This window comes from Pseudarthrobacter sp. NKDBFgelt (genome assembly GCF_046097905.1).
In the GTDB taxonomy this organism is placed as follows: Bacteria; Actinomycetota; Actinomycetes; order Actinomycetales; family Micrococcaceae; genus Arthrobacter; species Arthrobacter polychromogenes.
This window is the reverse complement of record NZ_JBJURL010000103.1, coordinates 1-11,319: the sequence shown is the minus strand read 5'-3', so window position 1 is coordinate 11,319 and position 11,319 is coordinate 1. Positions and strand designations below refer to the sequence as shown.

The following is an 11,319-nucleotide window of genomic DNA, read 5'->3' as shown; positions in this document are numbered from 1 at the left end:
ACTGGGCCTCCACCGCGTCGTCGGAGCGGGGTGGAGGCCCAGTCCGAAGCTGCGCTCCGGGCAACGTCCACGGCGCGGGCCACGGCTTCCGGTCCGGCCTCCGGCACGGTCCACAGGACGTCGCCGGTGCGCGGGTTGCGGATGGTGATCCCCGCTCGTTCTGCTGATTCGGCGTCTGTGATTGTTTCGACTGCAGTGGTAGGCATGGTGTTCCTCCCGTCGGTTCGGTTTCCGGTCTGGTTGTCTGTTGCCTTTAGGGCCAGGAGCCCTCCTCCTCGTGGCAGATCAGCATCTCGCGGACCTCGCATCCCGTGGGCTGTGACAGGGCGAAGAGGATTGCCTGCGCCGTATTGGCGGGGTCATTGAGGCGCGAATCGTCCTGCGGCTTGTACTGCTCCGTGCGGTCATCGAAGAAGCGGGTCTTCATGCCCCCGGGGATCATGGTGGTCACACCGATTTCCCCGCCCGTTTCTGCTGCCAGCGCGTGGCTGAATCCCACCACGCCGAACTTGGAGGCGCAGTACGCGGTGGCATCGGCGACGGCCCGCTTCCCCAGGGTGGAGGCGACAGTAACCACCCGGCCGTGGCTGGCCTTGAGGTAGGGCAGGGCCGCCCGGACCACCGAGACCGTGCCCATGAGGTTCACTCCGATGACCTTTTCCCACTCAGTGGCTTCGACGTCCGCCAGTTTGCCGCAGCGGTCGATTCCGGCCGCGGTGACCACGGCTTCCAGTCCCCCCAGCGACTCGGCGGCTTCCTTCACCGCCGCTTCCACGGCCGCGCGGTCCGAGACGTCCACTTCGAAGGCCTTCACGGCGGAGACGCTGCTGATGTCGCGGTCCAGCACCACCGGGGTGCCGCCTGCCTTCAGGACGGCGTCGACGACGGCGGCCCCCAGTCCGGAGGCACCTCCGGTAACGAGCACGCGGCCGGGGGTGTTGCTTGCGGGCGCATTCACTTCTGCAGTCATGGTGTTCCTTTCAATGGGGAATACGAAAAACCTGGGGCGGAGCGGCGGTCAGCCCACCTTGGCAAGGGCGTCGGCGAGGCCCGTGGTGGAACGGGCAGGGTGGTACGGCACGGTCAGGCAGCGGCCGCCCCACCGCTCCACGAGGTCGGCTTCCGGCAGGCGGGCGCCCTTGTAGTCCCCGCCTTTGACCCAGATGTCAGGGCGGAGGCGCTCCAGGACGGCGACCGGTGTGTCGTCGTCGAAGATCATCACCGCGTCCACGCATTCCAGGGCCAGCAGCAGTTCGGCCCTGTCCTGCTGGCCGATGATGGGACGGTCCGGCCCCTTGAGCCGGCGGACGGATTCGTCGGAGTTGAGGCAGACGATCAGGCAGTCGCCCAGTTCGCGGGCTGCGGCGAGGGACCGGACGTGGCCGGCGTGCAGCAGGTCGAAGCAGCCGCCGGTGGCCACCACTGTTCCGCCGGCGTCCCGCACCGTGCGGGCCAGCAGCAGTGGTTCGCGGGGGCGGCGCCTCGGCGCTGCCTGGTTGTGGGGCGCGGCCTGGTTCAGGGGATCCTGGGCGGGCGCACTGGAGGAAGCGTGGTCCGGCAGTGCGGACACTCCACCGTTGGCGAGGAAATCTGCCGCGTCATGGACTGCCAGCCCCGCAGCCTCGCCGAGGTCGCGGCCGGCCAGGAGGTGGACCGCCAGGCTGGCTGCAAGCCGGTCTCCGGCCCCGCAGGGATCACCCGCTTCCACCCGGGGCGCCGGCACCGCTTGGGGGGAGCCGCTGCCCTTCCGCAGCAGGACCGCTCCCTGTTCGCCCTTGGTCACCAGGACGGCGCGGCTTTGCCACTGTTCCAGCAGGATCCGGCCGGCCTGGGCTGCGGGATCCTGCGGCGCTGGATCCTGTGTCACTGCGTCATGTGTTATTGCGTCCTGCGACCCTGGGTCCTGGAGGTTGGCGCAAGCCTGCGCAGCCTTGCTCGCCTCGGCGGCGTTCGGCGTCACCACGGCCACTCCCGGGACGGGGTCCGGCCCGGATGGATGCGGGTCCCAGATGATGGGCACACTGCCGGCCAGCCGGGCCAGGAGGTCCCTGAGCTGCGGATTTGCCGCCAGTCCCCTGCCGTAGTCGGCCACGATAATCACCCCTGCCTGCTCAACGGCGCGGAGCATGGCTGGGCTGGCCTCCGGAACGGGTGCCTTGCCGCAGCCCTGGTCAAAGCGCACTACCGGGTGCGATCCCGCCCTGACCCGGGTCTTGACCGGCGAGGCGTAGCCGCTGGGGCCGGACACAAGCCGCACCCCGGCGAGGTGCGCTTCAAGCTGGCGCCCGGCGTCGTCATCACCCAGGACAGTCACCAGGGTGACAGGCCAGCCGTCCTCCGCGAGCATCCGCGCCACCAGGCCGGCGCCGCCGGCGCGGCGCTTGACCCCGGAGACGTCCACCACCGGAACGGGCGCGTCGGGGCTGAGCCGGGTGGCCTCCCCGGACAGGTCCACGTCCAGCATCACGTCTCCCACCACCACGATCCTCATGACCGGCCCCGTCCCTGGAGTCCGGCGTCGGGAGTGCTGCGCCGCCCCACTTCCAGGTCGAAGGCACGGCACATGGCGTGCAGGGCGATCAGGTGCCCTTCCTGCGCGTTGGCATTGAGGGCGTCAATCATCACTGCCTCGTCACACGCGTCGGACAAGGGGTTGGGGCCGGCGCCGGTGAGCGCCCAGGTGGTGATGTTGAGCCGGGCGGCGACCTCCGCTGCCCGGAGCAGGTTGGGGCTCTTGCCGCTGGTGGACAGCAGCATCAGCACGTCACCGGAGCGGCCGTGTGCGCGCACCTGGCGCGCAAAGACGTCGTCGTACCCATAGTCGTTGGCGATCGCCGTGACGGCCGAGGACTCGGCGTGCAGCGAGATCGCGGAGAACGGGACACGCTCGCCGTCGAACCTGCCCACCAGCTCGGCAGTCAGGTGCTGCGCCTCCGCGGCTGAACCGCCGTTGCCTGCGGCAAGTAGGCGTTGCCCGCGCAGCAGCCGGTGCGCCAGGTCCACGCCCCACGCAGCGAGGCGGCCGGACTGGCGCCGCAGCGAATCCAGCGCCGGCAGGACGTTGTCCAGGTGGGCCTGCACGATCTCCGCGGTGGCCGGGTCCACAAAGCCGGAACCGGGCAGGACGGCCGGCAGTGCCGGAGGGGCGGCCAGGGTCCTCAGGCCCGCGTCGCGAAGGGACCAGTCCGGAGTCACAGCGCCGCTCCTTCCATTGGGGCAACACCGGCAGGAGCTCCTGCCACCGCCAGCTGGTACGCCTTTTCGGTTTCGGCGGCCACCCGGTCCCAGGAATACCGGGTGCGGGCGCGGACCTTTCCCGCATTGCCCAGCTCCGTCCGCAGCGACGGGTTGCGGAACAGCATGGCCAGGGCGGAAGCGATGGCTTCCGGATCGCGGGGCGGCACGTGCAGCCCCGTTCCATGGTCCACCACGGTGTCACGGAGACCGCCGACGGCGGCAGCCACCACGGGGACGCCGCAGGCCATGGCTTCCAGCGGAACAATGCCGAAGGGCTCGTACCAGGGGGCGCAGACAACGGCGTCGGCGCTGCGGAAGATCCCGGGCATCTCGCCGCGGGACACCTGGCCCTGCAGCCGCACCTGGTCCGCCACACCGAGTTCGGCGGCAAGGTCCAGCAGGCGGCGCACCTCCGGGTCCGCGTCAAGCACCCCGGAGTCCCCGCCGCCGCCCACGATGAGGAGCTCGACGCCGTCGAACCCTGCCTCGCGCAGGTAGGGAAGCGACCGGATTACCAGGTCAACACCCTTGCGCGGCACCAGGCGGCCCACGGAGAGGATCCGGCGGCTTGCTGTCCGTGCCGCCGTGGGACCCTCGGCGGAAAAGAATTCCAGGTCCACGCCGCAGGGGGCGATGGAAATCTTCCCGGTGTCGATGCCCATGGCTTTGAGCTCGAACACCTCGTCCGAGCAGGTGGCGATGATCCTGTCCGCGGACCGGCCCACGCCGGGTTCCAGCCAGCGGCGTTCCTGCGGGCTGGTGTCCCCGGCGCCCTGGTGCCGGCGCTTGACCGTTCCCAGCGCGTGGAACGTCTGGATGACCGGGATCCGGTACCCGGAGGCAGGGCGCCTGGCTGCGTCCAGGGCAGCCAGGCCCGACATCCAGAAGTGGCCGTGCACCACATCCGGGGGCCGCTGGCTCCAGTCCCTGGCCACACCATCAGCGAGTTCACCCATGAAGGGCAGCAGCCCGTCCTTCGGAACGTGGCATGCCGGTCCGGCCTCCACGTGGACCACTTCCAGGCGGTGCCCCACCCGGACCCGGGCGGGAAGCTCCATTGCGTCCCTGCGGGTGTAGACGGTGACGTGGTGGCCGCGCCTGGCCAGCGCTTCGGACAGTGCCGCGACGTGCACGTTCTGCCCGCCGGCGTCCACTCCGCCCAAGGCCGCCAAAGGGCTGGCATGTTCTGAAATCATCGAGATTCTCATGGCGTCTTCCTCTCTCGCGCCGGAACAAGGATCCGCTCGTCCCGGCCGTTTTTGCCGGCGGCCAGCGGGCGCCGGGGATGGCCGGCCAGGTCCCCCAGCAGCTCGTCCCAGCGTTGCTGGAACCTGGCCAGCCCATAGCGTTCAAGTGCCGCCTCGCGCGCGGCGACGCCACGTCGCCGTGCTTCCTCCGGATTGGCCACCAGCCGCCGCGCACAGCGGAGCAGCTCGTCGATGTCGGCGGACACGGCTCCCGCTTCCGGCGGCACGGCCCGCGGCGCTTCGGTGGTTGCCAGGGCAACCACGGGCATTCCCAGGTGCATGGCTTCCAGGAGGGACAACCCCAGCGAGGTCCAGCGCATCGGGTGCACGTAGACCCGGCAGCGTGCCAGTTCGCGGTGCAGTTCCTGTGTTCTGAGGTCGCCGCGGGAGGTCATCCGGGATGCGTCCATGCCGGCGGCGGCAGCCAGGCCGTCCGTCTTCATGCCGAAGACCTGCAGCGGCGCCACGGAGGCGAAGGCCGGCAGCAGGTCGGTTCCGGTGACGCGGCCGCGGCGGACAGGCTCATTGACCACCACGCCGAGCTCCGCCAGCTCGCCGGTGTAGAGCTGGCCGGGGTCCGGTATTCCGTGCTCGACCACCGTTGACACCGCAGATCCGTTGTCCCAGGCGAGCCGGTTGAAGTGCGTTACGTGGACCAGCGGGATGCCGCGCTGGTCCGCGAGCGGGTGCCTTGTGAAGGGGAAGTCGCCCTTGGGGGTGTTGTGCTCCACGTACACTGCCGGCAGGTCCGCGCCGGGCCGGCGGCCCAGGACCCGCGCAACTTCGTCGATCTCCTCCGGGCGTTGCAGGACGACGGCGTCCACGGCGTCGGCGTCCAGCGACGCCAGCTCCACCTCCCGCACTGATGCGGGCCAGTCCCTGCCGGCACGGCCAAGCCCCCACGGCCCACCGCCGGGCAGGACAGGGAGCAGATACTCGTGACGGCCGCGCACAAAGGCGTCCGTCCAGGAACCGTGGACATGCCAGAGCATGATTCTCATCTGTTGCGGGCCTTTCTACGGGTACTGACGTGGGTACTGAAAGAGCTCACTCCGCCCATCAGCCGTTCCACTGCTGCCACCACTTCCTCGGGCGAGACGGAGTCCAGGCAGGGATGTCCCGGAACCGGGCAGACGCGGGCGCGGGTCATCCGGCAGGCAGCGTTCTGGTCCCCCAGGAGTTCCAGCGGAACCCCGTAAGGTGCCCAGCGGATGGCCGGCACCACCGGGGAGAAAAGGCAGGCAACGGGAGTGCCGACGGCGGCCGCCAGGTGTGCGGGACCGGTGTTGCCGGTGATGACTGCCCCGGCTCCCGCCATGACGCCGGCCAGCGAGGTGAGGTCCGTCCTGCCGCCCAGGTCCAGCGCCGAGGGACCCGCCACCGTGGCTGTCAGGGACGTTTCGCCGGGACCTCCGGTGACCACCACGCGGTGCCCCGCACCCTGGAGGAGTTCGACGGCGGCCGCGTGGTGCAGCGGCGGCCAGGCCCTTGCAGGGACGGCCGCGCCGGGATGGACCACCACGTACGGTCCGTGCCCCACAAGGTCCGCGACATCGGGCACGGCGCCGAGGCGGAGCTTGCCGTCGTCACCTGCCGGGAGCCTGAACCCTGCCGCCTTCGCGATGCCCAGGGCGCGTTCGGCCTCAGGCTGGTCCTCGGGAAAGTCCTCCCCCGGCTTCAGCCGGACATCAAGGAGGGACCCGGCGTAATCGGTGGACGCCCCAGTAATGCGCTCAACACCCGCCAGCCGCAGCAGCAGCGCCAGAGGAAGGGGTGACTGGTGAAAGGACGTAAGGATGACGGCTTCGGTGATCCTGGAGTTCCGGACATAGTCGATAAGCCTGTCCGCGTGCGGGCCGGTCATTGCCGGTGCCGGGTTCATGATCCACGGGCTGTCCCAGCTGTACACCTCTGCGGCCCCCGGCAGCATGGCTGCGGCAGCTTCCCCCTGCCTGCCGCAGAGCATCACAACGTGGTTGGGCCTGCTGCCATCCGGACTCCGGCCGTTGGCCACGGCCCTGACGGCAGGACCGGCCAGCAGGACATCGCCCATGCTGTCCAGGCGCGCCACCAGGACGCGGCCCGTCACCGCCCCTCCTGCAGCAGGCGCACGGCGCCGGCCAGGTCCTGCGCCACCAGCGGCGCTTCAGCCACTTCCGCTGCAAGGGTTACGGGAGTGGGGACCAGGACGCCCGTGGCACCGGCTGCTTCCGCAGCCCTGACGTCAGCGCCGATGTCGCCGATCAGGGCAGCCCCGGACTCCGGTATGCCGAGCTTCCGGCACGCGCTGTGGACCATGCCCGGCGCCGGTTTGCGGCACAGGCAGCCGTCCTGCTCAGCGTGGGGACACACTTCCCATACGTCGAAGGGGCCAAGCAGTTCCTCCACCCTGGCATTCACCCGGGCGACGTCGTCGGCGGAGATCATGCCCCGGGCGATGCCGGACTGGTTGCTGACCACCCCGGTGGCTATGCCTGCGGAACGCAGGGCGTCAAGCACCCCTTTGGCGCCGGGCATCGGCCGGACAAGGTCCGGATCCCCGTTGTACGGCACATCGACCACCAGGGTTCCGTCCCGGTCGAACAGCACAGCCCTGAGCCTGGATGTTTCGGTGCTTACCATGCCCTCCCTGTTCCCCTCTGCCGATGTCCCTAAACAGGGCCGGATGGTTTTCTGGACTGTCGTTTGCTATTCGTCCCTGGGCGCTGAACAGGGAAGATAGGGCCGTGGTGGCCTGTGCTTACCTTGAGGTTTTCGCAGCGGGGTGCGGGATGCAGAGGCCCAGGATTCCTGTGCTACGGATTCGGGGTGCTGCGGATTGGTGCGCCCAAGGGAGCCTGTCGGCTAGCTCGCCCGCTTTCGGGCAGTCTTTCCGGGCGAAGTGTTTCCGCGCGCTTCGTCCCCTAATACCGGGAGCGCCCCGCCCTCCAGCCTGCGCTGGAGAGCCACCAGCACCCGGGCAAGCCGGCGCGAGACCTGCATCTGGGACATGCCCAGCCGCTTTCCCAGCTGCACCTGGGTCTCCTCGCAGAAGTAGCGGCGGTACAGGAGCTCCCGGTCCGCGGGATCCAGGTCCTGGATGGCGTCACGCAGGCAGGCGAGTTCCTCCAGGCGTTCCAGCGGCGTCTCGGGGCAGGCCAGGACCTCGCCGATCGACGGCGCATCGGAGTGCGGGTTGACGGCGTCCAGCGAGTCCGGGTGCATGCTGCTTGAGGCCGAGATTGCTTCCTGCACGGCGGCGGGATCTTCGTCCAGGGCCCCCGCCAGCTCGGCCACGCTGGGATTCCTTCCCAGCGACTGGGTGAGCTCCGGCTCCGCCCGGAACATCCGGGTGCGCAGGTCCTGGATGTGCCGTGGCGGGCGGACCACCCACGTGCGGTCGCGCAGGTACCGCTTCAGTTCCCCCGTGATGGTGGGGGCAGCATAGGCAGGAAAGCTTTCCCCCTTGGACTGGTCAAAGCCGCGGGCAGCCTTCACGAGCCCCAGGTAGGCCACCTGGTTGAGGTCCGCGCGTTCGCGTCCGCGGGCCTCAAACCTGGCGGCCAGGGCTTCAGCCAGGTCCAGGTAGCGGAGGACTAAGTCGTTTTCGAAGGTCTGGTGCAGCCGTCCCGCCCTAGTGCCGGACGGGCTGTTTTCCGGGAGTTCTGGCTGGTGCTGGTGGACGGGCATCGTATCCACGGCAAGTGCGGGAAAGTATTCGGGCATTGTCGTTGGTTCCCTCGGGTAGGGGTCCGAAAGCCTGCGGCAAGACTTAGAAGTAGGAAATCATAAGGTTGCTTATAAAACAATGGTTCCCGGATATAGGCTCGGTATGTCAGCCGTACCGAGAGGCCACGCGGAGGAGTCCCTGCCATGCACATCGCCATCACGGGTGCCAGCGGAAATGCTGGAACAGCACTGCTCCGCAAGCTGCAGGCCCAGCTGTCCGAAAAGCCGGGAAGCCTGAAACTGACGGGGATCAGCAGGCGCCTCCCCGACACTGGCCACGAACCCTACTCCGGCGTTGAATGGCACACCCTGGATATCGGCCTGGATGGTGACCGCACCCAGCTTGATACCGCCCTGGAAGGTGTGGATTCCGTGGTCCACCTGGCCTGGCAGATCCAGCCCAACCGGGATTTGGAAGAGCTGTACCGCACCAATGTGACGGGCACCAGGAATGTGCTCGCGGCAGCGGCCAGGGCCGGGGTGAAACAGGTGGTGTGTGCTTCTTCCGTCGGCGCCTACAGCAAGGCATCCAAGGATCAGCGACGCGACGAATCGTGGCCGGTCCGCGGCATGGCTGGCTCGCACTACAGCCGGCACAAGGCGGAGCAGGAAGCAGCCCTGGACGCGTTCATGGCAGCGGAGCCGGGCATCTCGGTGGCAAGGCTCCGGCCAGGGCTGATTTTCCAGTCCGATGCCGGAAGTGAGATCGGCAGGTATTTCCTCGGCCGGCTCCTGCCGCGTCTGCTGCCGGGGAAACTTCGGATCCCGCTGCTGCCCGCCCCTGACAACCTGGTCTTCCAGGCGGTGCACGCTGATGACGTGGCGGATGCCTACTGGCGTGTGATCGACCAGCGCGCCTCCGGAGCCTTCAATATTGCGGCAGAGCCGGTACTGACGCCCCAGGAACTTGCCCGCATTCTGGGCGCCCGCAGGATCCTCCCCATTCCCATGGGACTGCTTCACAAGATCGTCGGCCTGACGTGGCGGCTGCGGCTCCAACCCACGGACTCCGGATGGGTGGAGATGGCCGCCGGCGCTCCCATCATGGACACCGACCGGGCCCGCCGAATCCTGGGCTGGGAGCCGACGATACCGGCCACGGATGCCGTCCGGGCCGTACTCCAGGGCATGGGAACGGGGGAAGGAGTAGCTCCCTCCCCCGTGCTCAAACCAAGGAAACCGGTACCGCCCGTGGACTAGATGCCCGAGCGGGGTTCCTCCCGGTCACGGCGGCTGCCGCGGGCCGGGTTGGCACCCTGGCCGGGGCGGTCATTCTGCACCCCTTCGTCACGGACGCCGTCATGGGCTACGTCCTTCCGGACGCCGTCGTGGGCCACGTCGTCCCGGACGCCATCCCGGGGCTCGGCCCCGCGGACGCCCCGGTCATCAGCGCCGCGGGCCGCGTCAGTGGTGCCATCCCCCACGCCCTCGTGGCCGGCCCGCTCGCGGTTGCTGCGGTCCCGGCGGTCCGGGTTCACATCACCGCGGCGGTCGCCGTGAACATCGGGGTCGAGCTCATCCGCTTTCCGCGCCCGTTCATTCACATCGTCGCGGAGTGCCTTGGCCTCCATTGCCTGCTGGTCAGCCTGCTGGCGCAGCCTGGCTGCGTCCACCTGGGCCTGCTCTGCATCCGCTTTGGCACGCGTCGCTTTCGCTTCACGCTCCCGGGCGTCAAGTTCCTTCGCCTCGGCCTCGCGGCGGATTTCCGCAGCCTTCTCCCGGTGTTCGTCGTCACGCTTTTGCTGGACCGCCTTCCGGCGCCTTCCGCTGGCCAGCAACAGCAGCACTATCAGCACCACCACAACTACGGCAACGACTACCCAAACCCATGGAGCTGTTTCCACACTACCCACCACTTTCCACTTGACGTGACCGGACCGGCCTGCGCCCTTCCGGCTGACTCTGTTGGAACCGTTTAGAACTCGCTTAGCAAGGGTACTTACCTTTTATTAGTAATCATGCTTATTATTTTACGGCCAGTACTGCTGGTTCTTGATCAACAACCGGCCTTCTTGGAAAGAGAGAGCGAAGATGACAGAGAACCAATGGCCCGAGGATCCCGCTACCACGGCTCCACCGGCCTCTACAGGAATTCCGGGTGAGCGGTCCGCCGCCACTTTCCCGTCAGCCGCCACTCCCCAGTACGGTGCAGGCCAGGCCGGCGACGGCACGGGGACCTCCCGCAAGGATGCGGCCAAGGAAGAAGCGGCTGACGTCGCCCGCACGGCGAAGGGCTCAGCCCAGAACGTTGCCCAGACCGCCAAGGAAGAAGCCGCGAATGTGGCGTCCGAGGCGAAGTCCAGTGCGCAGGATCTTCTGCACCAGGCGAAGTCGGGCCTGACAAGCCAGGCAGGCACCCAGCAGCAGAAGGCCGCAGAAGGCATGCGCAATATCTCCAGCCAGCTGCACAGCATGGCCACCGCCCCGGACCAGCAGGGCATGGCCAGCGACCTGGTCCGGCAGGCTGCGGAGCGCACCTCCTCAATGGCGTCCTGGCTCGAAAACAAGCAGCCGGGCGACATTCTCGGTGAAGTCCAGCGGTTCGCCCGCAACAACCCCGGCACTTTCCTGCTGCTTGCAGCGGGCGCAGGCGTCCTGGCCGGCCGGCTCACCCGCGGCCTCACCGCCGGGGCACCGGAGTCGTCATCCTCCATCGGCACCACCGGCACCACCGGGCTCTACTCCGGTACGCCATACGGCGACCGGGACACCGAATCCTATGTGCCGGCGGGCGGCACCGTACCGCCCCCTCCGGTGCAGCTTCCCAGCCCAGCCACCACAACGGCAGGATACGACGGCGGCGCGCCAGGCAGCAGCTATTCCGACCCCACGCGTCCCGCCAGTCCCTTGGACAGCCCGCAACTGGTCGAAGAACCGTGGTCCGGCAACCGGATTGCCGAGGACCCGCTGGGTGACCGCGACCTTGCCGACGATCCCATGGCAGGCGATCCCCTTACCCGGGACCGTTCCAGGGATGGCCAGTCTGGCGGACTGTGATGAGTAGTTCCATTCCTGAACCTGCTCCGAGTGCGGCGCACCAGAAGGCGGACAACGCCTCGCTGGGTGAGCTGCTCGGGGATGTGACCCGTGACCTGTCCACGCTGATGCGCCAGGAAGTCGAGCTGGC

Annotated in this window: 12 protein-coding genes and 1 pseudogene; 3 read left to right on the top strand and 10 right to left on the bottom strand. The window is 68.6% G+C overall.

What is annotated here, in order from left to right; translation table 11 throughout:
* The 9 genes from ACKAE7_RS19130 to ACKAE7_RS19090 all read right to left on the bottom strand — a co-directional run.
* A partial coding sequence (locus ACKAE7_RS19130; RefSeq protein ID WP_408980017.1) for an aldehyde dehydrogenase family protein occupies positions 1-206 on the bottom strand: 206 nt, incomplete at its 3' end.
* Positions 207-253: 47 nt separating this feature from the next.
* A complete protein-coding gene (locus ACKAE7_RS19125; RefSeq protein ID WP_190613187.1) occupies positions 254-970 on the bottom strand; it encodes an SDR family oxidoreductase in 717 nt (238 codons plus the stop codon).
* 48 nt (positions 971-1,018) lie between these two features.
* Positions 1,019-2,491: a PfkB family carbohydrate kinase gene (locus tag ACKAE7_RS19120; RefSeq protein WP_408980016.1), complete on the bottom strand. Its 1,473-nt coding sequence runs from the start codon at positions 2,489-2,491 to the stop codon at positions 1,019-1,021.
* The gene (locus tag ACKAE7_RS19115; RefSeq protein WP_408980015.1) at positions 2,488-3,195 is read right to left on the bottom strand and encodes an SIS domain-containing protein; all 708 of its coding nucleotides are present in this window, start codon (positions 3,193-3,195) and stop codon (positions 2,488-2,490) included. Before ACKAE7_RS19115 ends, ACKAE7_RS19120 begins: the two co-directional genes overlap by 4 nt.
* Entirely contained in the window at positions 3,192-4,445 is a 1,254-nt protein-coding gene (locus tag ACKAE7_RS19110) for a glycosyltransferase (RefSeq protein ID WP_408980014.1), read from the bottom strand. Before ACKAE7_RS19110 ends, ACKAE7_RS19115 begins: the two co-directional genes overlap by 4 nt.
* Positions 4,442-5,485, bottom strand: a complete 1,044-nt coding sequence (locus tag ACKAE7_RS19105; protein WP_408980013.1) for a glycosyltransferase — start codon at positions 5,483-5,485, stop codon at positions 4,442-4,444. The genes ACKAE7_RS19110 and ACKAE7_RS19105 overlap by 4 nt, the downstream gene beginning before the upstream one ends.
* A complete protein-coding gene (locus ACKAE7_RS19100; RefSeq protein WP_408980018.1) occupies positions 5,482-6,537 on the bottom strand; it encodes a glycosyltransferase family 9 protein in 1,056 nt (351 codons plus the stop codon). The genes ACKAE7_RS19105 and ACKAE7_RS19100 overlap by 4 nt, the downstream gene beginning before the upstream one ends.
* Positions 6,538-6,569: 32 nt before the next feature.
* Positions 6,570-7,106, bottom strand: coding sequence for an HAD-IIIA family hydrolase (locus tag ACKAE7_RS19095; protein ID WP_188810303.1), 537 nt, complete (start codon positions 7,104-7,106; stop codon positions 6,570-6,572).
* A gap of 222 nt (positions 7,107-7,328) precedes the next feature.
* Positions 7,329-8,189 carry a sigma-70 family RNA polymerase sigma factor gene (locus ACKAE7_RS19090; protein WP_408980012.1) on the bottom strand — a complete coding sequence of 287 codons (861 nt, stop codon included), beginning with the start codon at positions 8,187-8,189 and terminating at the stop codon, positions 7,329-7,331.
* A 147-nt stretch (positions 8,190-8,336) separates the two neighbouring features.
* Between ACKAE7_RS19090 and ACKAE7_RS19085 the strand changes: the two genes are divergently transcribed.
* Complete coding sequence (locus tag ACKAE7_RS19085; RefSeq protein ID WP_188810299.1) at positions 8,337-9,392, top strand: NAD-dependent epimerase/dehydratase family protein; 1,056 nt, start codon at positions 8,337-8,339, stop codon at positions 9,390-9,392.
* On the opposite strand, the gene ACKAE7_RS19080 is transcribed toward ACKAE7_RS19085, so the two are convergent.
* Positions 9,389-10,036 carry a hypothetical protein gene (locus ACKAE7_RS19080; protein ID WP_400619488.1) on the bottom strand — a complete coding sequence of 216 codons (648 nt, stop codon included), beginning with the start codon at positions 10,034-10,036 and terminating at the stop codon, positions 9,389-9,391. The two genes, ACKAE7_RS19085 and ACKAE7_RS19080, sit on opposite strands and share 4 nt — an antisense overlap.
* Before the next feature lie 187 nt (positions 10,037-10,223).
* Here ACKAE7_RS19080 and ACKAE7_RS19075 point away from each other — a divergent pair, with 187 nt between their 5' ends.
* Both ACKAE7_RS19075 and ACKAE7_RS19070 read left to right on the top strand, forming a co-directional pair.
* Positions 10,224-11,189: a hypothetical protein gene (locus tag ACKAE7_RS19075; protein WP_191035379.1), complete on the top strand. Its 966-nt coding sequence runs from the start codon at positions 10,224-10,226 to the stop codon at positions 11,187-11,189.
* A pseudogene (locus ACKAE7_RS19070) lies at positions 11,189-11,319 on the top strand (phage holin family protein); the annotation flags it as partial. The gene ACKAE7_RS19075 and the pseudogene ACKAE7_RS19070, both read left to right, overlap by 1 nt.

Bases quoted from the DNA above. Each gene is read 5' to 3' on its own strand.
- ACKAE7_RS19120 (WP_408980016.1), bottom strand. From the start codon at position 2,491: ATGAGGATCGTGGTGGTGGGAGACGTGATGCTGGACGTGGACCTGTCC.
- ACKAE7_RS19090 (WP_408980012.1), bottom strand. From the start codon at position 8,189: ATGCCCGAATACTTTCCCGCACTTGCCGTGGATACGATGCCCGTCCAC.
- ACKAE7_RS19125 (WP_190613187.1), bottom strand. From the start codon at position 970: ATGACTGCAGAAGTGAATGCGCCCGCAAGCAACACCCCCGGCCGCGTG.
- ACKAE7_RS19095 (WP_188810303.1), bottom strand. From the start codon at position 7,106: ATGGTAAGCACCGAAACATCCAGGCTCAGGGCTGTGCTGTTCGACCGG.
- ACKAE7_RS19105 (WP_408980013.1), bottom strand. From the start codon at position 5,485: ATGAGAATCATGCTCTGGCATGTCCACGGTTCCTGGACGGACGCCTTT.
- ACKAE7_RS19075 (WP_191035379.1), top strand. From the start codon at position 10,224: ATGACAGAGAACCAATGGCCCGAGGATCCCGCTACCACGGCTCCACCG.
- ACKAE7_RS19100 (WP_408980018.1), bottom strand. From the start codon at position 6,537: ATGGGCGATGTCCTGCTGGCCGGTCCTGCCGTCAGGGCCGTGGCCAAC.
- ACKAE7_RS19110 (WP_408980014.1), bottom strand. From the start codon at position 4,445: ATGAGAATCTCGATGATTTCAGAACATGCCAGCCCTTTGGCGGCCTTG.
- ACKAE7_RS19085 (WP_188810299.1), top strand. From the start codon at position 8,337: ATGCACATCGCCATCACGGGTGCCAGCGGAAATGCTGGAACAGCACTG.